Origin of the sequence: Brytella acorum (assembly GCF_029309905.1) — a bacterium.
GTDB lineage: Bacteria > Pseudomonadota > Alphaproteobacteria > Acetobacterales > Acetobacteraceae > Brytella > Brytella acorum.
This window is the reverse complement of the sequence record NZ_JARBJP010000001.1, coordinates 475,508-498,530: the sequence shown is the minus strand read 5'-3', so window position 1 is coordinate 498,530 and position 23,023 is coordinate 475,508. Positions and strand designations below refer to the sequence as shown.

The following is a 23,023-nucleotide window of genomic DNA, read 5'->3' as shown; positions in this document are numbered from 1 at the left end:
TCGGCTTTTTAAAGATATCCGGACATAACGTCCGTATGAACAGAGAGAAAGGAAACTCTATGGTTTCCAATGATGGAAACTAGATGGTTTCCATTTTTCGGTCAACCGGGCTAAAAGCATGACAGGAGAGCTGAAGACCATGACCAACGACGTATGCACCGCCATCGATCTCGACACCGACGATGTGAACCCGCCTGCGGATCACGCCCGGTGCGATGCGGCGCGACGCGAAAAAATCATGGGTGCGGCCACCCGCTCGGTCGTGAAATACGGTTATCAGGCCACCTCGATGGACAGGATCGCACATGGATCCGGCATGTCCAAAAAGACAGTCTATCGCATGTTCAGTTCCAAGCAGGAGCTCTTCGAGACACTGCTGCGCGAAAAATTATTGCGCAAGGAACCTCAGGACCTGCCGCTTGAAGGCAAGAACTACGCGGACCGGCTGACCCGTGGCATATGCATGCTGGCGGACGATTTCCTTGGCACGGAACGGATCAGCCTCATGCGCGCGGTCATCGGCGAACTCGCACGCCACCCTGAGATCGGACAGTTCATGGAAAAGTATTTCGCGACAGAGAGCAAAACCTACCCCATGCGCGTCTGGCTACAGGAACTTCATGACCAGAACGCACTCAAAACCGACGATATCACCGCGACCGCCGATCGCCTTTTTGGAATGACGCTCGGCGTTCTCGCACTTGGCGAACTCACACAGTGCCGCCCCTGTCTGCCCAAGCCCGAGCGCGACGCTTTTATTGCAGAGAGTGTAAGGATCTTTCTCTCCGGCGCGGGACCGCACGCGGGCGGCGGGTTATAGATCCGCCGCATCGTAACGGATTCGCGCCCCTTCGATCTCCCCACGATTGGCCAGAGCCCATTGCCCGATCGGTTCGGTGACCTCCCTCAAGGACTGCCCGAGAGACGTTAATGCGTAATCCACACGGGGCGGCTTGCTCGGCGTCACCTCCCGGCTGACAAGACCATCACGTTCGAGATGTCGCAGGGTCACAGTCAACATGCGCTGCGAAATGCCGCCGACCGCACGCTGCAGGGCATTGAACCGGGTCGGCCCGTCGCCGAGAATGCGCAGGACGAGAATACTCCACTTGTCGCCCGCCCTCGCCAGGACGCCGCGCACCAGTGCGCAGTCATCATGATCCAGCAGATTTTCATCCGGAATTTCGCCATCCTGACCGCCCGCACGAACATTCATGTGCCCTGTTTCCCTTCATGTGCCTTCTTGCGGCATTTCGCGCTCATCGCCACAAATCACGGGTCGACGCTTTTCTCAACCTGCTCGAGGCTCTTTGCAGCATCGGCGCATCCCGTCCAGGAGACAGGATCCTTGAAACTTCTTCACATCGATTCGAGCATTCTTGGTGACAACTCTGTCAGCCGCGCACTGTCGGCCGACGTGGTGGCACACCTCGAAAACAAGGCTGAAACCGAGATCACCTATCATGATCTCGCTGCCCGCCCCATTCCGCATCTCACAGGCCGCTATCTTGCGGGAAAGAGCCCCGATGTGCAGCATGATCCGGCTCTGCAGGAGGACCTGCATCTGGGCGGCAAGGCCCTGGAGGAGTTCCTCGCTGCCGACACCGTTGTCATCGGCGTTGCGATGTATAACTTCACGATTCCAAGCCAGCTCAAGGCTTGGATCGATCGTATCGTGGTGGCCGGCAAGACCTTCCATTACACGGAGAACGGTCCCGTCGGCCTCGCTGGCGACAAGCACGTCATCCTGGCCCTGGCCCGGGGCGGCATTTACTCACCTGGCACCCCGGGAGCTGCCATTGAGCATCAGGAAAGCTATCTGCGCGCCATCTTCGGCTTCATCGGCATCACCAGAATCACGAGCATTCTGGCCGAGGGTGTCGCGCTCGGTGCGGAAGCCCGCGAAAAATCGATTGCGGTCGCCCGCGAAGCCATCGCGAAGCTCTGAAACGGCAAAAGGGCTGGAGCAGGTCACCCTGCTCCAGCCCTTTTTACCTGAATATCAAGTCCCGTCACGCGATGACGAGATGCCCTTCCTTGTCGACCAGTTCGATCGGGTAATCACCCGTGAAGCAGGCATCGCAATAACGGCCACGAGCCTCCTCGCGTCCCGCATGGCCGAGCGCGCGATAAAGCCCATCGAACGAAATGAAGGCGAGACTGTCCACACCAATGGCTTCCGCCATTCCGGCGAGATCATGCGTGGCCGCCAGCAGCTTGCTCTCTTCCGGCGTGTCGATTCCATAGAAGCACGGATGGCGGGTCGGCGGGCTCGAAATCCGCATGTGCACTTCGATCGCGCCCGCCGCACGCACCATGTCCACGATCTTGCGCGACGTGGTCCCGCGCACGATCGAATCATCGACGAGAATGACGCGCTTGCCCTCAAGCACGGCCCGATTGGCGGAATGCTTCATCCGCACACCGAGATTCCGGATCTGGTCCGTCGGCTCAATGAAAGTGCGGCCGACGTAATGGTTGCGGATGATGCCCATTTCGAACGGAATGCCGCTCTCGACCGCATACCCCATGGCTGAAGGCACACCGGAGTCGGGCACGGGCACGATCACGTCGGCATCCACGCCGCTCTCGCGGGCCAGCTCGAAACCAATGTGTTTGCGGGCCTCATAGACCGAATGGCCTTCAAGCACCGAATCCGGCCGGGCGAAATAGATATATTCGAACACACAGAAGCGCGGCGAAGTTTCGCCGAACGGCTTGATGGAACGGATGCCATCGCCCTCGATCACGACGATTTCGCCCGGGTCCACGTCACGCACGAAGTCCGCGCCGATAATGTCGAGCGCACAGCTCTCGCTCACCAGCACCCAGGCGCCGGAACGGGGCATGCGGCCCAGGATCAGGGGACGCACACCCAGCGGATCACGCATGCCGATCATCATGTCCGCCGTCAGGGCGATGAGCGAATAGGCGCCCTTCACCTGCTTGACGGCATCGATCAGGCGATCCAGGACGCTGGCGTAAAGAGAAATCGCGATGAGATGGACGAAGACTTCGGTATCTGTCGTGGACTGGAACAGGCAACCGCGTCTGACAAGCGCCTGACGCAGTGTCGCCGCGTTCGTCAGATTGCCGTTATGCGCGACCGCCAGACCGCCGAATTCATAGTCCGCATAGAGCGGCTGGACATTACGCAGCAGGGTGGCGCCTGTCGTCGCATACCGGTTGTGCCCGATCGCGGTATGACCCGGCAGCGTCGCCATGACACGCTGGTCATGGAAGACTTCACCAACCAGGCCGAGCCCCTTGTGCTGGTAGAAACGTTTGCGATCGTGACTGACGATACCGGCGGCCTCCTGCCCCCGATGCTGCAACGCATGCAGACCGAGCGCCGCGAGCGCCGAAGCGTCCTCCGCACCCCAGACGCCCACCACGCCACATTCTTCATAAGGACGATTGCTCTGTTCCGGCTCAGGCATGATGTTGATATCGCAAGGGCGGCTCATGGGCAGGCTCTCCACATGGATGGGCGGACGCGGCGGGTCAGATGGCGGCGTCATGGCCCTTCACGCGAAATGGCGCAAGCCCTGTCTGCTCCAAACCCGGTAGTGTTTCTTCCAGATAGGTTGCCGCACCCTCAATATAAGGGGCCAGGCTGCTGCCATGCAGTCCCAGCAGCACGGTTTGTCCAAAAATCATGTGGAGCACCACGAATCCCACGCTCAGCACGCCAAACCCGATCACGACACCCAGAACCATGCCAAGCAGCCGATCCATGGTTCCGAGGACGGAACCCTTCACCGCGCGCGCGATCCTGCCGGCTACAACGGACAGGGTCAGAAGCAGTACGACGAAACAGATCAACAGGGCCAGCCCCGCGGCGACCGGCGCGCCAGGCATATAAGGCAAGATCAGCAGCATGACCCGGCGATAGACATGGAGCGTGATCCAGCCCGCCAGTCCCCAGGCCACGAAACCCAGAACAAGCGCCCAGAATCCGCTGATCAGCCCCCAGAGTCCCGAAAGCGCCATGACGGTCAGGGCGACAATGTCAGCAACATGCATCAAAAAAGAGAACCCGCTTCAGGGCAGTTTGGTTGTAGCGGGACGCCAGAAGCGGCGGCGGGCACCCGGTTCCGCCTGCGCATCCTCGCTGTTGAAGCGCAGCAGCAATTCAGAAAGCTGCATCCGATGATCCAGTTCTCGATACACATCCGCACGATCCAGCCCCCGCATCGCCCAGATTTCAGCGATCAGATCCAGAAAGACTGCGCTTTCCAGCACAAGCGCCTCCCGATCCCGCACGACATAGGCCTCGGTGCAGCGCATGGCACACTCACCGAGTTGTCCCGCCACCTGTCGCATCGCAGGAGACACTGTCTTGCGCTCGACCTTCGCACGCGCGGGACGCGGCCCTCTTCGCATGGCGGCATGGTCCAGGGGATGCGCGGAGAGACGCGTCTGACGCGGTGTATTCATGGCAACAGGCTGGACGCCCGGCAACAAAACGTCAATTCGCAACGAGGCTTACAAACCGGAAAGATAAGCATGGACGGGCGGAAGTTCATCGAATGACGCTTCCACCGCGTGACCACCCTCCTCGAACAGCGTACCCGTCGTCGAACCGGTGATCACGACCGTTCCGGCCGTTATCGGAAGTCCCCGACGCATGGCGTGATTGGCGAGCCAGACAAGAAGCCGTCGCGTATCTCCCGCCGTATTGCCCCCTTTATGGGTGCAGGCCGTCACGCCATCGATCTTCAGCATCACCACGAGATCGGTGGACAGGATATCCCGCCAATCCTCTTTTCCGGGTCCAATGATGGCGACGCCATGGCTGGACTGATCCGCAAGATGCGCAAGAGGCGGCTGCGATTTGGGGGCGCGAAATCTTGTATCGACGACTTCGATCGCAGCGTGAACGGAGCCGATCGCGGCAAAGACCTCCTCCTCGGTCCACGGCGCGTCCCGTTTCGGAAGCGAACCGGCGAATCGATAGGCGATTTCGGCTTCAACCCCCTGGAAGCGACACAAGCCCTTGGGAATGGTGGCGCCATCGGCAAAAATTGTATCACGATGAAGTGGGGCGGCGCTCGGCTCGGAACTTGCGGAAGACGCGCCAACCTTCCATCCCATGACAGGTCCGAGTTCGTCGCCCATAAGGGCTGCCACCCTGTCCTGCACCTCGTAGGCCGCGGCCTCGTCGGCAGGCAGCAGATCAGCCTCGACATCACCGCTGGCGACCCTGTTTCGACGTGCTTTGACGAGATGCGCCGCCAGAGCGGATGCGGCGTGAGACACGGTCATCGGAAACCCTTTCCATGCGACGGAGATTTGGCCCGAAATGACAGGCGTTCCGTCCATTCCCATAGAGACATACAAACACCAGATCTCAAACAGGCGTGAAAATATCTCAGTCGCCCGGCATTCCCATGTGAAAGCCGCGACGTCTTCACTGTGGATGAGAGCAGACTTTTCTTAACGATCCGGAATACATACGATACAGGAATGAATACCGTCGAAACCATCCCCCATGAAACCTGCCTCAACTGCAACACAGCACTCATGGGTGCTTATTGCCACGTCTGCGGGCAGGACGTTCGGGCGGCCGAGCCGTCCCTGAGGGAATTCCTCCAGGAATTCGTGGAAATGATGACCCATGCCGACGGCAAGGTCATACGCACACTTCGGCGGCTGATACTGGAACCCGCGAGCCTGACCTGTGATTACATCCGAGGCAAACGGGCGAGCGAAATCCCGCCGGTACGGATGTTTTTCGTATCTCTGCTTTTTTTCTTCGCGTTCACCTCCGTCGAGCCTTTCCATAAAATGATCGCAACAAACCCCGCTTCGGTTGCGACCGGCTCCACCGGGAAAGATCACGATCCGCTCAAGCAGGGGGTCCGGCAGATCCATTTCGGGGGTCCCCGCGTCGTCCAGGACTGGTTACGCGCCCATCTCACCGCAGCGGCAGACGATCCTGATGAAGTCCAGCACGTGATGGGCGAGTGGGCTGAACGCGTCGTGCTTCTCCTCCTCCCGATCAGTGCCCTCGTTCTGTGGCTGCTCTATGCCTGGCCACGCCCAGTGGCGCTCTATGATCATCTGATCTTTTCATTGCACTCCCTCACCGTAATTTTCCTGTTCATGACCATTTCAAATGTCGCCGCACATATCCTGCCGAGCCGTCTTTCGGGCTGGCTGACCCTCTCGCTCATACTGGCAATGGTCGCGCATCTTTTCTTCCATCTCCGCGGCTTCTATCGAAGATCTGTCGGAGGCACGCTCATTCGAATGGTTTTGCTTGGCGTCTCGACGGGTTTTGCCGCCCTTGCGTTGCTGTTTGTCCTGGGACTGATCGGACTTCAATTGGGTGCGGAGACAGGCGGTTAAAACTGAAGGGATTCGGAAATGAAGGCGCGGGACGGGGGCGGCTGAGACCGCCCCTTTCCTGCCTGCGCCTCTATGCGGGAAGGTAGAGTTTCCCCCCCTGCTCGTGAAAGACCTCGCGCATCTGCTCCATGCCTTCCTGCCGTTCGGCCTCCTTGCGGATGTCGTGGCTGATTTTCATCGAGCAGAATTTCGGCCCGCACATCGAGCAGAAATGCGCGGTCTTGTGTGCCTCCTTGGGAAGCGTCTCGTCGTGATAGGCCCGCGCCGTATCGGGGTCGAGCGCCAGATTGAACTGGTCTTCCCACCGGAACTCGAAACGAGCGCGTGAAATCGCGTCGTCGCGGATCTGCGCCGCCGGATGTCCCTTGGCCAGATCCGCCGCATGGGCCGCAATCTTGTAAGTGATGACCCCAACTTTCACGTCGGATCGATCCGGCAGGCCGAGATGCTCCTTCGGTGTGACGTAGCAGAGCATCGCGCAGCCAAACCAGCCGATCATGGCGGCCCCGATGCCCGAGGTGATATGGTCATAGCCCGGCGCGATGTCAGTCGTCAGCGGACCGAGCGTGTAGAACGGCGCTTCGCCGCACTCGCTCAGCTGCTTGGTCATATTGACCCGGATCTTGTGCATCGGCACATGGCCCGGCCCCTCGATCATGACCTGGCAGCCCTTGGCCCAGGCGACCTTCGTCAACTCGCCCAAAGTTTCCAGCTCGGCGAACTGCGCGGCGTCGTTGGCATCCGCGATCGAGCCGGGACGCAGCCCGTCCCCCAGCGAGAACGCGATGTCGTAGGACCGCATGATGTCGCAGATGTCCTCAAAATGTTCGTAGAGGAAGCTCTCGCGATGATGCGCGAGACACCAAGCCGCCATGATCGAGCCGCCCCGCGAAACGATGCCCGTCGTGCGACGCGCGGTCAGGGGAACATGCTGCAAGCGGACGCCGGCATGGATCGTGAAGTAATCCACGCCCTGCTCGGCCTGCTCGATCAGCGTGTCACGGAAAATCTCCCAGGTGAGCTTCTCGGCCTCGCCCCCGACTTTTTCGAGCGCCTGATAGAGCGGCACGGTTCCGATCGGCACCGGAGAATTGCGCAGGATCCAGTCGCGGATGTTGTGGATGTTGCGACCGGTCGAGAGATCCATGACGGTATCCGCGCCCCAGCGGATCGACCAGACGAGCTTGTCCACCTCTTCGGCGGCCGACGATGTCACCGCCGAATTGCCGATATTGGCGTTGATCTTCACAAGGAAGTTGCGCCCGATGATCATGGGCTCGAGTTCGGGATGATTGATGTTCGACGGAATGATGGCCCGTCCGGCCGCGATCTCCGAACGCACGAATTCCGGCGTGATGAAGGCCGGAATCTCCGCGCCGAAATCCTCGCCATCCGCACGACGCTCTTCGGCGCCCTCGACCATCGTCAGACGACCGAGATTTTCGCGGTGCGCGACGTAGATCATCTCTTCCGTGACGATCCCGGCCCGCGCGAACTCATACTGCGTGACCGGCTGCCCCGGCTGGCCTTTCCAGACTTCGTGCGGCGCGGGACAGCGGGCGACGAGATGGCTCCCCGATGCGAAGCCGTTGTCCTCGGGGCGCACTTCGCGCGTGTGCTCGACGCGCGAAAAGCCGCGCTTCCCCAGCCATTCGGCGCGCACCGCCGGAAGGCCGTCCTCTACGTCGATCGAAGCCGTCGGATCCGTGTAGGGGCCGGATGTGTCATAGACGCGCACCGGCGGCTCGTTCGCGGTCGGGTGTAGGGCGATTTCACGAAACGGCACACGAATATCTTCGCGGCCTTGAGGCGAGGTCCAGATCTTCACCGAACCCTCGATCGCGCCGGTGGTCACCTGTCCCGAAGGCGGCCGCGCATCGCGGTGGATGGGTTGTTTGAGCGTTTGGTCGTCCATATCGCGCTTTCCTCATGCGAATACGGATCGCCCAAGCGTGTGAGGAAAGCATGTCGGCGCGCCGGTCCGGCTAGGCGCACGCACACCAATCCCTACGCCGGTACGAACCGGATCAGGTTCTTCGAATGCGCCTGTCGCATTCGATAGGGTCGCTGCGCTGCGGATCCTGGTTGTCCGCCAGCAGCCTCTCAGCCTCTTGTCGAGGCCCCCCCTGGTCGCGCGCAGCCTCCGCCACACTCCCATGTGATGTCAATCATTCTTATGAGGTTTTCTCCGCACGGCTTGTTCACGGTTTCGCAAGCCGATACGACACGAAGTGAATGCCCTGACCAAGCCTGCCCCATTTTCCGGACTTTTTATGCCCGATCTCGTTTCGAGCCGCTGGCCGCGCTCACACATCCTGATTTTGATCCTGCTGCCCATAGCGCTCTATCTGCCCGAATGGATGGGAGTCCTGAGCGCCGATCCGCTGCGTATCTGGGCACAGGCGGTCGATCATCCCTATGCCTTTACCGATGGCGGTCTGCTGCCCGGAAATCCGGGCTGGATCGACGGTTGCGCGGGCGTGATCGTCGAGGCTCTGGGGCGTCTCGTGGCCCATGACTGGGCCCATGGGATCGTGCCCTGGTGGAATTCCTATAGCGGCGTCGGCATGCCACTGGCGGGCGAATACCAGCCCGCCGCGTTCTTCCTGCCCTTCGTGCTGTTTCTCGGATTGCCCAACGGCCTTCTGATGATGAAATGTACGCTCCAGATCATCGCGGCCCTGTCGAGCTACGCCCTGATACGGCAGTTGCGCATGGCGCCGCGCGTGGCTCTGATCGGGGGCATCCTCTATGCGTTCAACGGCACTTATGCGTGGGCGTCGGATGGACCCTCCGAGCCGCTCGCTTTCCTGCCTCTGGCCGTGTACGGCGTGGAACGTGCACGCATCGTCAACGGCCGCGGTGGGCACTGGGGTTGGCTTGGGCTGGGCCTGTCCTATCTTCTGCTATCGGGTTTTCCGGAAACCGCGTTTCTCGTCGGAACGCTTGTGCTCGGCTGGGCCATTTTCCGCCTTTTCGGAGCCGTGGACCGGCTGGCCTTCACGATGCGCATTGCTCTGGCCGGTATCGCGTCCCTGCTGATCGCCGCGCCACAACTCATCGCTTTCCTGACCTTCGTGCCCCATGCGTATCTTGGCTCGCATACAGGGCTGAACGACGGGACGCTCCCGGCCTCATGCTGGGCGATGCTGCTTTTTCCTTACGTCAACGGCACGTTTTTCTACGGCAACCAGTTCGATAACTGGTACGCTCTCGGCGGTTATACGGGGCTTGTCCTGCCCCTGCTCGCCCTGACAGCCATCGGCGGGCGCCGCGAGCGCGGTCTGCGCTTCCTGCTGCTGGGCTATGTCGTGGCCGTGGTCGGCAAACAGGCGGGTATGCCGGTCCTGACGCCACTGGTAGATCTGATACCCGGCGTTGCCCATACGGTATTCTACCGACTGAGCGAGCCCGTGATTGAAGCAGCGCTCATCGTGCTCGCCTGTTTCACGCTCGACGACGTGGCTCGTGGCGTATGGCGAAAGCACGCGACCATCGCAGCAAGCAGCGCGCTCACGGTCATGGTGGTCGTCGCGTGGCGTCTGGACCGACCGATGCGTCATATCCTGAACCAGGTCTCGCACGGCCCGGTTTCTACCCGGCAGTATATAGTCTTCTCATTCGCTTTCGGAATGTCGCTGGTGATACCCACGGCGTGGCTGCTGCTCCGGCGGCGGCGGCCGGAGCTGATCGCTGGCGCTCTGGTGCTGGAAGCTCTGGTTCTGTTTGCGTTTCCCTTGCTCAGCGCGCGCCACGTCCGGCCCATCGACACGTCGCTGATCGGCGCGCTGCGTCAGGAAACCGGTCTCCAGCGCTTCGTAACACTCGGCCCTGTCCCGCCCAATTACGGCGCATGGTTCCGTATCGCATCGCTCAACCACAACGCCATCCCGACGCCCGCGGCTTTCATCGCACGGCTGCGCCATGATTTCGGAGACCGTCTCGATCCCGTGACGTTCGACGGAAGCTTCCCGACCGATATGGACGGTCTCGGCTACCTCGAAGGGCCGCTGGCGCGAAACCCGGTGCTCTTTTCGGCCCTTGGGGTCACGACCGTCCTCGTCCCTCCCGGCAGCGGGCCTCCTTCCGTCACGCCCTTTCCCCTGACGCAGGGCCGTCCGGCGCAGATCGAAGTTTCGCCCCCGTCACCCGAAATCCGTCTCGACATCACACGATGGAACATACCACCGTCCCGCCGGATCGGCTTTTCTGTCGGCACGTTTGGCGGACAATCGGACGGAACCCTCGCCGTTTCCCTGTGTGACGGCCCGCAATGCGCGCGCGGCCGCGCGCGCCTGCAAGGAGCCGCTGACAACGCGCTCCTGTTCATGTCTCTCGATGCCACGATTCCCCCCCATGCGCGCGAAATGACGATCCGCCTGGAGGACGCCACGCGCTCCGTCGTGCTCTGGAGCCGTGCGACAGATGCGGCGACGTGGCCCGTCACACGTTTTGAGACCAATGCCGCGAGTGCAGCCCTGACGCCGGTGCTTTCAGGCGCCGCGGCCGACCTCTATCGTCTGAACGATCCCGCGCCCTATTTCGACGCGGGGACGTCCTGCAAAGTTCAGGCCGTGGATCGCGAACACGTCGTTGCCGATTGCACCCGGCCCGCCACGCTCATCCGGCGGGAGTTGATGCTGCCGGGATGGACGGCGACGATCAACGGCGCACGCACGATCCCGGAGACCTACGACGACCTGTTCGAAAGCGTGCCGCTCCCGACGGGTCGCAGCACGGTCAGCTTCGCTTTCGCCCCGCCCGGCGCGACCTATGGCTGGTTCGGGATGCTGTTCGGGATCGGATTGCTGGTCGCGGGATTCACGCCACTGTCTCAGCGCACCGGTCTCAGCGCAGCCGATTTCTTCGGGCGCCGGCGAAAGCGGGCACGAGCTTGCCGATCTCCTGATCGTGACGCACCTGTCCGGCGGGCGTAATTTCAAATCGTCCGTCCTCACGGATACGCGCCAGTCCCATCCGGCCCAACCGCTCCAGACAGGGCTGATCACGCAGCCCCTGCGGCCGCCCGAGATCCTCGCACAGCAAAAGCCGATGCAGCGCCGAGCGACAGCAGGTTTCGAGATAAGGTTCATCCCACATAGCTCTGTGGCCTTACCCGATCGGCGTCCCGACGGAAACGACGAACTGCAGGGACCGCCATAAACTCTCGTCCCGAACACTCGCCCCGGCTCCGCCCACGCGCTATGACGCGAACCACGCCGCCAAACACACGGGACCCAAGCCGATGACCGCACTGGACGCCATTGCCACGACTCTCCTGCATCGCCTTGATCCGGAACGGGCGCATGAAGTCGCCATACACGGCCTCGCTCTCGGCCTGGGCGCCACCGCCGCGCCGGACGTGCCCGCCCTGAGCACGCGGGTTCTCGGAATGCGTTTTCCGAACCCGATCGGACTGGCGGCGGGTTTCGACAAGGATGCCCGCGCCGCCAGACCGCTGGCGCGGCTGGGATTCGGCTTCGTGGAATGCGGCACCGTCACGCCGAAACCGCAGCCGGGCAATCCGTCCCCGCGTCTGTTCCGTCTCCCCGAAGACGGCGCGATCATCAACCGTATGGGTTTCAATGGCGGCGGCCTCGACCTTTTCTGCAAACGCCTCGCCCGGCTGAACCGCCCCCGTCCCAACGGCGGACGTCACGGTATCGGACGTGCGCCGCTGGGCGCGAATGTCGGCATCAACAAGGAGGGCGCCGACCCGCTGCGTGACTATCCCGAACTCGTCGCGCGCGTCAGCCCGTATGTCGACTACGTGACGATCAACCTCTCGTCGCCCAACACCCCCGGACTGCGTGATCTCCAGAGTGCGAACCTGCTCGGCGACATTCTGGATGCGATCGCGATCAGGAATCCGGAACGGCCGCCTCTTTTCGTCAAGCTCGCGCCGGACATCAATATCGACAGCCTTGAGTCGATCGTGGAAGCCGCCGTCGCCCATGGCGCGGACGGACTGATCCTCACCAACACCACGATTTCAAGGCCCCCAGGTCTCCAGAGCCCCCTGGCCAGGGAAAAAGGCGGCCTGTCCGGACACCCTCTGCGTCCGTTGGCGGTCGACATGCTGCGGCGCGTCTCCGCCATCAATCGCGGTCGCCTGACGCTTGTGTCGTGTGGCGGCATCGCGAGTGGGCGGGACATTTTCGAACGCATTCGCGAGGGCGCGGATCTCGTTCAGATTTATACGTCGTTCGTCCTTGAAGGCCCCGGCATCCTGTCGCGACTGAAGCGCGAACTGCTCGATACCCTGCGCGACGAGGGGCTGGAAATGGTGGATGACATCCGCTCACTCCGCAGCAGATGATCGGGCAGCGCGGTTTTTCTCGACGTCGAGAGAGCTTTGCGATAGTTTGACATGATTGTTTTCCCGTCAGGACACATGCCCCTGGCAGAGATGAAAAACTTCCTGAAATCGTGCCGGAAGCAGCGCCTTGCGGCGCGCATGCTCTGGACGTCAACAGCCCATGTCCCTACCGGCCGATCATCCCACCGGCGTCTCCGACAACCTTCTCAGGCTGCCCGTCCGCGTCCAGAGATTCAATCTGCAATGCGCCGCGATCTACCTCGGGATCTCACCGCTCCGACTTCGGGTGATGGGATGGTTCGGTGCGGGGCCGGTGCCGTCTGAAGGCAGGCTGTTCCGCACGGACGACCTTGATAGCTACATCGCCCATCTCTATGAAACCGCCGATATTTCCGCTGAAGAGATGCAGCGCAGACGGCAGGCCCGCGCCGACCAGCGCAGCGCCGCTTTGATGGCGCTGACCCAGCCCGACGCCCGGAGCCGTTACCTTCCGCCTCCGGGCGATCCCTTCATGACACTGGCGACCCGCAACGACATCATGAGTCAAAGCGTCTTCATCGTCCTGAAAGCGCTCGCCCTGTTCGGCCTCATCATGCTCTGCCTCTCCATCAGTCCCCTGCTGAAGACAAGTTTCTAGGCTCTCGCGGCTTCAAGCTCTCGTCGGCGCTTGTTCGCGATCGTCACGCCGTGGCGATCGAGGGAAGCAGCATGGCCATGTCGAATTTACGGTCGTCAAAGAAAAGTTCGTTACCGTTCACTTCGGTCGAGACGATCAGCAGCGATCCGATCGCGTCCGTGAGGGCAAGACGACTGGCGGCATTGTTCTGGTCCGCCTCCATCCTCCGCAGTTTCTCAAGAGCATCCCCGACGACGGCCCGCAGTTCCTCCACGGTCAACCGATGCGTGGCCATACGGGAGAACATGTCCTCGAGCGCGGCCCTCGCATCGTCCGGCATGGTCGGCTCGGCATTGACGCGGCGGAGATGGATGAGATTGCGCCCCATCGTCATGACCGCCAGCGTGCCATGCAGATAGGTATCGACGAGCGGGGGCACATTGCGACCGGCATAGCGGATCAGGCGCTGCATGCTCTGGGTCGTGATACCGATCCAGCGGTTGTCATCCAGACTGCGCCGAACGCCCCGGCCGATATCACTCAGCCCCGTCAGAACCCGAAGACGCATGATGCGGCACACGCGCTTTTCGTCGAACGGCAGCACGCAGCGGAACACGAGGACGCCGCCGCCCAAGCCCGCAAGCAGGGCCATCGAACTGTTGAACCACGTGATTTCGTCCATGCGATGCTGGTTATCGAGACCGAGGATCGCGGGAAAAAACGTGGCGAAGGATGCCGCGGGAAGGGCCGTGCCTGGATTGCGAAGCGCCAGCCCCGAGAGGAACATCGCAGGCCCCAGAGCCAGAGCCAGCGCTCCGTAACTCGACGCGACCGGAATCATCAGAAACACCGGGATCGTGGAGACCAGCACAGCGACACAGGCGCCATAAAAGAACTGGTTGCTGACGAGGACCGTATTTTCAAATGTGCCGAAACGGCCACACACAACCGCGATGAACGACACGAAACCGGCTCCGCTCGGCCAGGCCGTCATCTCCCAGATCAGAGCGGCCAGCACGATGGCCGCCGACGTCCGCACACCGTTATGAAGGGCAGCCCGCCAGTTCGGCAGATGACGCAGCCTGTAATGGGCGGGACGGAGCTTGCGCTGCTCATCGCCATGAAAGAACGTCAGCAGCATGTGATACTCGCCGAGGATCAGGCGCAACCCCTGCAACGCAATACGATCGTTGATCGCAAGCGTGCGGGCGGCCTCGTCATCGCCAGCCGCGTTTTCATTCTCCAGCGTGACCCCGATGGCATGAACGCATTGGGCAATCAGTTCGTCGAGTTGGTCGCGCGCTTCAGGCACATCCTCCGCCAGAGCCAGGCGTTGTGGCAGCGCCGACAGGAATTCGGTCGTACGAATCAGGATGGTCTGCGAAACCCGGCTGCGGCCCGGCACAGCGGCCAGACGGGCCTTGAGACCAAGCGCCCGCGACATGATCCGCGACAAAATGCCTGTCGTCGCATAGGCATACTGGACCGAATGCTCGTTGCGACCGATTTCGACAGCGCTGAATTCGATCTGATCATGCAGCGTCAATGTCTGACCATACACCGCGCGCACATCGCTCTCCGGCGGCGGTTCCTCGCGAACGATATCATAGACGGCGGCCGTGGCGCTCGTAATGGCGTCGAGCAGTCGGGCGCGCATGATTTTCCGCGCCTGCCGGGGCAGATCCTGGGAGAAGACCATGCCCGCCACCATCTCGCAGATGACGCCCAGGAAGATATAGGTCCCGCGCGCCATGGCGATCTGAAAGACGTGGTGAGGCGCAGCACTCGCATCCATGGCGATGATGGCGCAGGTATAGGCGGCCAGCACGAAGGCGTAAGACCGGAAATTATGGACGAGCGTGGCCAGCCCCGTGCACAGCCCCGCCCATAAGGCGAGAACCGGAAGAAACAGCCACGGTTGCTGGGGAAAGACCGCGACGAGGGAAATCGCCGATACCATGCCGAGAATGGTGCCGACCAGACGCCAGCGCCCTTTCGACAGGGACTCCCCACGCGATCCCTGCGCCACGATCCAGACGGTCATCGCCGCCCATTGCGGCTCACCGAGCTCCCACCAGAACGCGATGGCCAGAGCGAAGAGCGCGGCAATCGTATTTCGCAGCGCAAATTCGATATCGCCCGGCTTGGGAGCGTAAACCCAGGCCAGCGGCCATTCGGCGATCGGTCGGCGATTCAGCGCGCTGTTGACCACCCAGGTCTTTATCGTGCTCAGCATGGGGGGCAGTTATATGACCGCCAGATGAGGAAGACGATAGCGTCATCACGTTTTCCGGCGTGTTATCGTGCGACCATGCGCTTTCTTCTGGCATTGTCGGCATATTTTCTCTATGGACCCACGTTCCGTGTGCGGCGTGCAGCAGGTCTGCGACGCCTGTGAGCGTTCGCCATCCTTTCGGCGCACGGCATCCTTCTTTTGCCGAGTTTCAGATCATATGAGTTTCCCCGATACCGTTCCTTCCCTGAGCCGCGCACTAGCGGCCCGCGGCTACGAGACGCCGACGCCCGTGCAGGAGGCCGTTCTCCGGCCTGGCCTGGAAACGCGGGATCTCCTCGTGTCCGCCCAGACCGGATCGGGGAAGACGGTTGCCTTCGGGCTCGCCATCGCGCCGACCCTGCTGCCCGAGGGCGCCGAACGTCTCGCACCGGTTCACGCGCCGCTCGCGCTTGTGATCGCACCCACGCGCGAACTCGCCATGCAGGTCCAGACGGAGCTTCAGTGGCTTTACGACGAGGCCGGCGCCAAGATCGCAAGCTGCATCGGCGGCACGGATGCTCGCCGCGAGGCCCGCGCGCTCCAGAGTGGCCCCCACATCGTCGTCGGCACGCCCGGCCGTCTGTGCGATCATCTCAAGCGCGGCAATCTCGATCTCTCGTCTCTGCGCGCCGTCATCCTCGACGAAGCCGACGAGATGCTCGACATGGGCTTTCGTGACGAACTCGAGGAACTGCTGGACGCAGCCCCGGCAGAGCGACGCACCTTGCTGTTCTCGGCGACGATCGCACGCGAAATCGCAACGCTCGCCCGCCGCTACCAGAAAAACGCGGAGCGCATCGACACCGCTGGCGGCGCAAAGCAGCACTCCGACATCAGCTACGAATGCGTCGTCACGGCTCCGAACGAACTCGGCCGCGCCGTCGTCAACGTTCTGCGCTTTCACGAGAGCGCGACGGCCATGCTGTTCTGCAACACGCGCGCCATGGTCGCCGACGTGCAGGCGGCCCTGCTGGAGCGTGGTTTCGCGTCGGTCGCCATATCGGGCGAGATGGGCCAGAACGAGCGTTCGCGCGCCATCGAGGCCCTGCGCTCGGGCATAGCGCGCGTGTGCGTTGCCACGGACGTGGCCGCCCGCGGCATCGACGTTCCCGCGCTCAGCCTCGTCATCCACGCCAACCTGCCGACCGAAGCCGCCACCCTGCTCCACCGCTCGGGACGCACGGGCCGAGCGGGACGCAAGGGCACCTGCGTGCTTATGGTCCCGGTCAGCCAGCGCCGCCGCGCCGAGCGTCTGCTGGCGATGGCCAAGATTACCGACGCCCAGTGGACGACGGTGCCGACACCCGCGCAGATCCATGAGCAGGATGCCCAGCGCCTCTTGCAGGACGCGGAACTCTTCGCACCGTCGACCGCGGCCGAAGACGCTCTCGCAAGCCGCCTCTCGGAAGCGCACGACGCGCATCAGCTCGCGACGGCCCTCGTGCGGCTCTACAATTCGCGCCTGCCAAAGGTCGAAAACACCCGCCCGGTGAACGTGGAAGCGCCGCGGGCCGCGAGCGATCGTGGCGAGCGCGCTCCTCGGGAGCGCAGCGAACGCACGGAAGCCATGAACGGCGAATGGTTCAGCCTTGCCGTGGGCCGTTCGGAGAAAGCCGACCCGAAATGGCTCATCCCGCTGATCTGCCGCCTCGGAAACGTGACGAAGCGCGAGATTGGCGCCATCCGCATCGCGGCTGACCGGACGTTCTTCGAGATTGCGCCGGACAGCGCCGGACGTTTCCGCTCCTGCATCGAAGGTCTGGATTCGGACGAACCCCGGATCGAGCCCGCGGAAGCTCCGGCGCCGGGAAGCACCTCGCGCTCCGCGCGTCCGCCGCGCGACGGATATGCGCCCCGTCGCGACGACGCCGGCGGTCCGCGTCCGGCAAAATTTGCGGGACGCAAGCCCGCTTATGGCAAGGCGTCGACTCGCAAGCGCAGCGTCTGAAGACCGCGCATGCTCCCCGACGGCGCGCTTCAATGCCCCGTCGGGACGTCGCCGATGGCCCGTCTCGCGGCCTCACCGCTTCCGGATGACATGCCGGACGGACGGCTTCGAGACATGACGGATGCGTCGTCCGGCCATACCAGCCAGTGACCGGCCCCGGCCAGCCGTAGGGCCAGAAGCCCAGTCGCCGATAGAAAAGCCCCCGTCGCCCTGCACAGACGCATATCGCGGCTGATGTGATGTCGGGCCCGTTCACGGTCGCCCGCCTGCATGGCAGCCGTCGCCGCCAGCAGCACGACCTCCAGAGGCGTGAGCACCGCCACCCCCGCACTGGCAATGTCGAGTGGCATATCCGCACCCTCATCAATGCGTGCGAAAGCACCCTCGAGCGCCTGAGCGACACCATCGAAATCTTCACGGAAACACGGGAAGAAGATGCCCTGCATCAGGCAGATCTGGCCGCCGCACGCCGAGCCGCGGTAACGGGCGAAGCGACGGAGCACCCATAAGGCGAGGCGTTCGCTACAGGGAAGATCAACGGATCGAACAGACGTCGTCATGAGCGTCATTCCCTTCCACCAAAAGGCAGATACGATGATGCGCGCGAGCGGGACGCTGAAAATGCTCGACAAAACAATGGTCTAGAGCGATTTCGGTGAACCAGTGTGAACGGATACGGCTCTAGAGAAAAGAGGCGACCACATCGGCGGGGCGGCGCGACGGTGGCAACCCGCTGTCATTGGCCCGCTGTTGCAGCAGCGCCCGCAACGTGCAGACCATTCCCGGAACACAGTTGCCACACTGAGCCTTGCAGTTCCGTGCGGCGTAAATTTCCGAAGGGCGTCGCGCGCCCCTGTCTACGGCATGTTCGACATCGTGATTCGTAAGCGCATTGCACGAGCAGATGATCATCGAAAGTTCCATCACGGCAGGACACAGCCATTTAACCACCGATGAGAACAATTCGCAATATCATCGCAAGAAAAATGCACTCATGCTTGATCGGACACGGAGAATGCTCTCCTCAGGGCTTCCATACGATCGCTTCTGGCGCGGATCGCAACCGGAGCATGGGGCGCAACGTCGAAGGCGTGAAACGCGCCGGGATATACGACCAGTTCCACCGGGACGCCCGCGGCGGCGAGGTCGCGCACGAAGCGCAGATCTTCATCGAGAAAAAGATCCAGCGCGCCCACACACAGCCAGGTGGGCGGCAGACCCGACAGATCCTGCGCGCGCGCCGGGGCCGCGTAGGGAGAAACAGGGCCATCGGTCTTGGAGCCAAGATAAGCCTGCCATGCGAACGCGTTGCTCGCGCGGGTCCAGCAAAACGCGCCGACCAGCGGATTGTCCGTCGCATCCGGCCGCTCATCGAGCATCGGATAGATCAGATTCTGAAACAGAAGCGGCGGTCCCTTCCGATCCCGCGCCATCAGGCTTACCGCCGCCGCAAGGTTGCCTCCCGCACTTTCGCCGGTCACGCCGATTCTGGTCGGATCGACCCCCAACGATTCGGCATTCGCATGCAGCCAGACAAGTGCTGCGTAGCAGTCCTCGATGGGCGCCGGAAACGGTGCCTCCGGAGCCAGGCGGTAGTCGACGGAGACGATGACGATGTCCAGCGTGTCCGCCATCTGGCGCAGCACGGGCAGGCTCAATTCCGGCATGCCCATGACCATGCCGCCGCCATGACAGTGCAGCATCGCGCCCCGACCGGCGCCCCCGGTCTTCGGCGCGACCACCAGGACGCGCACGTCCGCAGCCCCCTCAGAACCAGGCACGTGGCTTTCCGTCACGCTCACAGCCAACCCGTCCTGGGTGCGCTCCTGTAGCGCCACCAGATCACGCATGCGGGACCGGCGCCATGCAAGCGTCTCGGCCGTCACGTCCCCCGCAGGCAGCAGGTCGAGAAACGGCAGCAGCGCCGGATCGACGAGCGCGCGCGGATCGCCCTGGTCAGAGATTTTCATGATTTTCCCTTTGCATCGTGGTTGGACGGCTCATCGCCGATGGTATCGTTCCTGAGACGGCGGCGCAGATCTGAGAGCTTGGTGAGAATTTCCGGCGCCGCGGGCGGAGGCTCCGGGTTGATGGTTTCCAGCATCGCGATCAGCGCCTCCATCACGACAAATCGTGAAAACCACTTATGGTCCGAAGGAACGACGAGCCAGGGTGCATAAGGTGTGGCGGTCCCGGCCACGGCTTCCTGATAGGCCCGATGATAGGCGGGCCAGAACGTGCGCTCCGTGAGATCGGACTGATCGAATTTCCAGCGCTTCTCCGGACGGTCGATCCTTTGCAGGATGCGCGAACGCTGCTCGTCCGGCGAAATATGCAGGAAGACCTTGAGAATGCAGAAATTCTGCCGCGTCAGGTAGCGCTCGAAATGACGGATGTCCTCCAGGCGCCCGTCCCAGAAGGCCGGGGTCTCGGGATCTCCTGCGAAGGCATGCCTGTCGAGACGTTCGGCATGCACCCTCGCCACGAGCACGTCTTCATAATGACTGCGATTGAAAACGCCGACCTGCCCCCGCGCTGGCATCGCCGCGTGCACGCGCCACAGGAAGTCGTGTTTCTGCTCGTCGACGCTGGGCTGCTTGAACGAGGTCACATGTGTGCCCTGGGGGTTCATCCCGGACATCACATGACGGATCAGGCTGTCCTTTCCCGCCGTATCCATGCCCTGGAGCACAATGAGTATCCCATGCTCTCCATTCGCCGCCAGCCTCTCCTGGAGGGCCGCGAGCCGCATCCTGCAATCCCTGAAGATCCGGCGCACCGTGGATTTGTCGAGACCGCCTTTTTCAGCCGTCGGCACCTTGTCGAGGTCGAAATCCTTACCGTCCCGGACGAGAAAGCGTTCGACGAGTTCGCGCCCCAGAGCGCGGTAATCCTTGGCGTCACCCAAGATGACGATCCACTGCTGGCCCGGACGGCGCCTGACAAACCGGCATCATTTCCATCCTGTTGATGTTCACGTGAGCGGGAAGACCGATCAGCCACGAGACGGTCTCCGCGATGTCCTCGGGCGTCAGAGGGGTCGTGCCCTGATAGACCGCGGCGGCCCTGGAATCGTCACGCAGGCGGACTTCGCTGAACTCGCTCCCTCCACACAGGCCGGGCTCGATATTCGTGACCCTTATGCGCGTGCCCAGCAGATCGGCGCGCAGATTGAGCATGAACTGTTCAACAAAAGCCTTGGTCGCCCCGTACACGTTGCCACCCTTGTACGGATATGTCCCGGCGATGCTGCCCAGCGAGAGGATATAGCCGCTGTTCCGCGCGACCATTCCCGGAAGGAGCGCGCGCGTGATGGCGGCGAGCCCGGTGACATTCGTGGCGATCATGGTCTCCCAGTCCGACCACGCGGCATCCTGGGCCGGAGCGATACCCAGCGCCAGCCCCGCATTGTTCACCAGCACATCGACCTCTCTCCAGCCTTCGGGGAGCGAACCCGGCAAGGCATGGATCGCTGACAGGTCGCTCATGTCCAGACGGAACGGCAGCAGGACCGTGGCGCCGAGTTCGTCGCGGAGCGCCTCGAGCCGCTCCTGCCGACGACCGGTTGCAATGATCCGATGTCCTTCACGCACCAGTCGTCGCGTGATGGCACGGCCAAATCCGGCCGTGGCACCGGTGACAAGAACAGTCGCCATGATTGTCTCTCCTTTGTTTCCGTATCGAGTCTGAGGTCGAGCGGCCTGACCTGGGTCGTTTTCAGCGGATAGAGGCTGACCCGGATCGGGCCCGGCTTGCAAACCCGCCCCGAACCTCCGACATTGCGGGATATGACTTCCGATGCCAGCCCCCGGAGCCTGACGGGCTTTCTCCTTGTGGCCACCCCCGCACTTTCGGACTCCGAATTTGCCCATAGCGTCATTTATCTGTGCGCCCATACGCCCGAGGACGGCGCCATGGGACTTGTCGTCAACAAACATCTGTCCCATCCCGGCCAGGATGCCCTCTTCGATCAGCTTGGCATCGAGCCCGCGCCGTCGAAGCGTCGCATCGGCGTTTGCAAAGGGGGCCCAGTCGAGGATGAACGCGGTTTCGTCCTGCATTCGCCGGACTGGACGAGCGACAGCAGCGTCGTGGTCGATGCGGAACGAACCCTGACGGCCAGTCTCGATATCCTGCGCGACATCGCTGACGGGTCCGGCCCCCGCGACGTCCTTCTCGCCATCGGCCATGCCTCCTGGGCGCCGGGTCAGCTCGAAGAGGAACTGATCCGGCACAGCGCATGGATGGTCGCGCCCGCCACGCAGGCCCTGGTGTTCGGCGGCGACCATGCCGGGAAATGGCGTCGGGCGCTGGCGTCCATCAACATGGACCCGCTCACCCTCACAGGCGCAGTCGGCCACGCCTGAAATGGTGAGCCACGCGGGCGTTCTTATGCGCTGAAGTTCTTACGCACCGAACATGTGAGTCGCATGGGTGATCGCGCCACCCGCGCGAATGGCCGCCGCGACGAGCGCCGCTTCGGAGAGCTGCGCATCCGTGGCGCCAGCTTCGCGCGCGGCCTTGGTGTGCAGCTCAATGCAATAAGGACACTGTGTCGTCATCGCGACGCCCAGGGCAATCAGTTCCTTCGTCAGGCGGTTGAGCGCTCCATCCGCGAAGGCCGCGTCATTGAACGCCCAGAAAGCCTTCATGCCCGGCTCGGCGGCCGTGTTCATCTTTTCGAGGTTCGCGAGTTTCTTCATGTCATACATGACGGGTCCATCCTTTGAAGTGAAGCTGTCTCCATCCCATAGAACGCCGCAACACCGTGTTGCGTTCACACCTTGGAGAGCGGTCTCGCTTGCCCTTCGCGCTCGGGAGCGCTAGAAGCCCGCGTCATTCCGGCGCTTCACGCGCGCCTTTATCCAGTCCCGGGAACCCCACCATGAAACAGCAGGCGAACCTGATCCGCGCTGGCCAGGTCATCGAGCATGACGGCCGCCGCTGGACCGTCCTCAAGCAGCAGATCATCACACCGGGCAAGGGTGGCGCGTTTATCCAGGTCGAAATGCGCGACCTCAACACCGGCAACAAAACCAACGAACGCTGGCGCACGGCGGACTCGGTCGAGCGCCTGATGACCGAGGACAAGGACTACAGCTACTCGTACGAAGATGGCGACAACATCGTCCTCATGGACCCTGAGACGTTCGAGCAGCTCATGCTGCACAAGGATTTCTTCGGCGACCAGCTTCCGTTCCTTCAGGACAACATGGCCCTGAACGTCAAGCTTGTGGAAGGCGATCCGGTCGGCGTCACCCTGCCGCCACAGGTCACGCTCGAAATCGTCGAGGCCGATCCCGTGGTCAAAGGCCAGACGGCAAGCTCGTCCTATAAGCCAGCGCTCCTGTCCAACGGCGTCAAGACGATGGTTCCGCCCTTCATCGAGGCCGGAGAGCGCGTCGTGATCCGCACCGAAGACGCAAGCTACGTGGAGCGTGCAAAGGGCTGACCGCGGCCCTTCCACCTGACGTCGTCCCGACCCGTTTCCTGCTCTTTTCACCTTCGAAT

23 protein-coding genes are annotated in these 23,023 nt (G+C 62.4%); 9 read left to right on the top strand and 14 right to left on the bottom strand.

All coding sequences use genetic code 11. The annotated features are described in order from the left end of the window. Positions 1-139: 139 nt before the first annotated feature. On the top strand, positions 140-820 hold the full coding sequence (locus PWM43_RS02165) for a TetR/AcrR family transcriptional regulator (RefSeq protein WP_289840919.1): 681 nt from the start codon (positions 140-142) through the stop codon (positions 818-820). Here the strand turns inward: PWM43_RS02165 and PWM43_RS02160 are convergent. Then, positions 815-1,216: a winged helix-turn-helix transcriptional regulator gene (locus PWM43_RS02160; protein ID WP_289840918.1), complete on the bottom strand. Its 402-nt coding sequence runs from the start codon at positions 1,214-1,216 to the stop codon at positions 815-817. The genes PWM43_RS02165 and PWM43_RS02160 overlap by 6 nt on opposite strands. 132 nt (positions 1,217-1,348) lie before the next feature. On the opposite strand from PWM43_RS02160, the gene PWM43_RS02155 reads away from it, so the two are divergent. Continuing rightward, positions 1,349-1,948: an FMN-dependent NADH-azoreductase gene (locus PWM43_RS02155; protein WP_289840917.1), complete on the top strand. Its 600-nt coding sequence runs from the start codon at positions 1,349-1,351 to the stop codon at positions 1,946-1,948. Between the two features lie 64 nt (positions 1,949-2,012). On the opposite strand, the gene purF is transcribed toward PWM43_RS02155, so the two are convergent. Genes purF through PWM43_RS02135 form a run of 4 tightly spaced genes read right to left on the bottom strand, consistent with a single transcriptional unit; the run spans position 2,013 to position 5,268 of the window. Continuing rightward, on the bottom strand, positions 2,013-3,467 hold the full coding sequence (gene purF / locus PWM43_RS02150; protein WP_289840916.1) for an amidophosphoribosyltransferase: 1,455 nt from the start codon (positions 3,465-3,467) through the stop codon (positions 2,013-2,015). A gap of 37 nt (positions 3,468-3,504) precedes the next feature. Continuing rightward, a complete protein-coding gene (locus PWM43_RS02145; RefSeq protein ID WP_289840915.1) occupies positions 3,505-4,026 on the bottom strand; it encodes a CvpA family protein in 522 nt (173 codons plus the stop codon). Positions 4,027-4,044: 18 nt separating this feature from the next. Next, positions 4,045-4,440 carry a phosphoribosyl-ATP pyrophosphatase gene (locus PWM43_RS02140; protein WP_289840914.1) on the bottom strand — a complete coding sequence of 132 codons (396 nt, stop codon included), beginning with the start codon at positions 4,438-4,440 and terminating at the stop codon, positions 4,045-4,047. 48 nt (positions 4,441-4,488) lie between these two features. Next, a complete protein-coding gene (locus PWM43_RS02135) occupies positions 4,489-5,268 on the bottom strand; it encodes a 2-keto-4-pentenoate hydratase (protein ID WP_289840913.1) in 780 nt (259 codons plus the stop codon). 201 nt (positions 5,269-5,469) lie between these two features. Here PWM43_RS02135 and PWM43_RS02130 point away from each other — a divergent pair, with 201 nt between their 5' ends. Beyond that, positions 5,470-6,354 (top strand): DUF3667 domain-containing protein, encoded by an 885-nt coding sequence (locus PWM43_RS02130; RefSeq protein ID WP_289840912.1) that lies wholly within the window; start codon positions 5,470-5,472, stop codon positions 6,352-6,354. A 70-nt stretch (positions 6,355-6,424) separates the two neighbouring features. On the opposite strand, the gene thiC is transcribed toward PWM43_RS02130, so the two are convergent. Beyond that, positions 6,425-8,269: a phosphomethylpyrimidine synthase ThiC gene (gene thiC / locus PWM43_RS02125; RefSeq protein ID WP_289840911.1), complete on the bottom strand. Its 1,845-nt coding sequence runs from the start codon at positions 8,267-8,269 to the stop codon at positions 6,425-6,427. 358 nt (positions 8,270-8,627) lie between these two features. Here thiC and PWM43_RS02120 point away from each other — a divergent pair, with 358 nt between their 5' ends. After that, positions 8,628-11,291 carry a hypothetical protein gene (locus PWM43_RS02120; protein WP_289840910.1) on the top strand — a complete coding sequence of 888 codons (2,664 nt, stop codon included), beginning with the start codon at positions 8,628-8,630 and terminating at the stop codon, positions 11,289-11,291. Here the strand turns inward: PWM43_RS02120 and PWM43_RS02115 are convergent. After that, on the bottom strand, positions 11,203-11,454 hold the full coding sequence (locus PWM43_RS02115) for a hypothetical protein (protein ID WP_289840909.1): 252 nt from the start codon (positions 11,452-11,454) through the stop codon (positions 11,203-11,205). The two genes, PWM43_RS02120 and PWM43_RS02115, sit on opposite strands and share 89 nt — an antisense overlap. 145 nt (positions 11,455-11,599) lie before the next feature. Here PWM43_RS02115 and PWM43_RS02110 point away from each other — a divergent pair, with 145 nt between their 5' ends. After that, a complete protein-coding gene (locus PWM43_RS02110; RefSeq protein ID WP_289840908.1) occupies positions 11,600-12,673 on the top strand; it encodes a quinone-dependent dihydroorotate dehydrogenase in 1,074 nt (357 codons plus the stop codon). A gap of 160 nt (positions 12,674-12,833) precedes the next feature. Then, positions 12,834-13,310: a hypothetical protein gene (locus tag PWM43_RS02105; protein WP_289840907.1), complete on the top strand. Its 477-nt coding sequence runs from the start codon at positions 12,834-12,836 to the stop codon at positions 13,308-13,310. Positions 13,311-13,353: 43 nt separating this feature from the next. Here the strand turns inward: PWM43_RS02105 and PWM43_RS02100 are convergent, their stop codons facing one another. Further along, the gene (locus PWM43_RS02100) at positions 13,354-15,525 is read right to left on the bottom strand and encodes an FUSC family protein (protein ID WP_289840906.1); all 2,172 of its coding nucleotides are present in this window, start codon (positions 15,523-15,525) and stop codon (positions 13,354-13,356) included. Positions 15,526-15,742: 217 nt separating this feature from the next. Between PWM43_RS02100 and PWM43_RS02095 the strand changes: the two genes are divergently transcribed. Next, positions 15,743-17,512, top strand: a complete 1,770-nt coding sequence (locus tag PWM43_RS02095; protein WP_289840905.1) for a DEAD/DEAH box helicase — start codon at positions 15,743-15,745, stop codon at positions 17,510-17,512. A gap of 29 nt (positions 17,513-17,541) precedes the next feature. Here the strand turns inward: PWM43_RS02095 and PWM43_RS02090 are convergent, their stop codons facing one another. The 5 genes from PWM43_RS02090 to PWM43_RS02070 form a co-directional block, all read right to left on the bottom strand. After that, positions 17,542-18,072: a hypothetical protein gene (locus PWM43_RS02090; RefSeq protein ID WP_289840904.1), complete on the bottom strand. Its 531-nt coding sequence runs from the start codon at positions 18,070-18,072 to the stop codon at positions 17,542-17,544. Between the two features lie 121 nt (positions 18,073-18,193). Then, positions 18,194-18,424, bottom strand: coding sequence for a (2Fe-2S)-binding protein (locus PWM43_RS02085; RefSeq protein WP_289841157.1), 231 nt, complete (start codon positions 18,422-18,424; stop codon positions 18,194-18,196). 80 nt (positions 18,425-18,504) lie between these two features. Further along, the gene (locus PWM43_RS02080) at positions 18,505-19,482 is read right to left on the bottom strand and encodes an alpha/beta hydrolase (protein ID WP_289840903.1); all 978 of its coding nucleotides are present in this window, start codon (positions 19,480-19,482) and stop codon (positions 18,505-18,507) included. Then, positions 19,479-20,420: a PPK2 family polyphosphate kinase gene (locus PWM43_RS02075; RefSeq protein WP_289840902.1), complete on the bottom strand. Its 942-nt coding sequence runs from the start codon at positions 20,418-20,420 to the stop codon at positions 19,479-19,481. Before PWM43_RS02075 ends, PWM43_RS02080 begins: the two co-directional genes overlap by 4 nt. Next, on the bottom strand, positions 20,413-21,171 hold the full coding sequence (locus PWM43_RS02070; RefSeq protein WP_289841156.1) for an SDR family NAD(P)-dependent oxidoreductase: 759 nt from the start codon (positions 21,169-21,171) through the stop codon (positions 20,413-20,415). Before PWM43_RS02070 ends, PWM43_RS02075 begins: the two co-directional genes overlap by 8 nt. A 129-nt stretch (positions 21,172-21,300) precedes the next feature. Here PWM43_RS02070 and PWM43_RS02065 point away from each other — a divergent pair, with 129 nt between their 5' ends. Then, the gene (locus PWM43_RS02065) at positions 21,301-21,879 is read left to right on the top strand and encodes a YqgE/AlgH family protein (protein WP_289840901.1); all 579 of its coding nucleotides are present in this window, start codon (positions 21,301-21,303) and stop codon (positions 21,877-21,879) included. 39 nt (positions 21,880-21,918) lie between these two features. Here the strand turns inward: PWM43_RS02065 and PWM43_RS02060 are convergent, their stop codons facing one another. Next, a complete protein-coding gene (locus tag PWM43_RS02060; protein ID WP_289840900.1) occupies positions 21,919-22,224 on the bottom strand; it encodes a carboxymuconolactone decarboxylase family protein in 306 nt (101 codons plus the stop codon). 173 nt (positions 22,225-22,397) lie between these two features. On the opposite strand from PWM43_RS02060, the gene efp reads away from it, so the two are divergent. Next, positions 22,398-22,964 (top strand): elongation factor P, encoded by a 567-nt coding sequence (gene efp / locus PWM43_RS02055; RefSeq protein WP_289840899.1) that lies wholly within the window; start codon positions 22,398-22,400, stop codon positions 22,962-22,964. Positions 22,965-23,023: the final 59 nt, after the last annotated feature.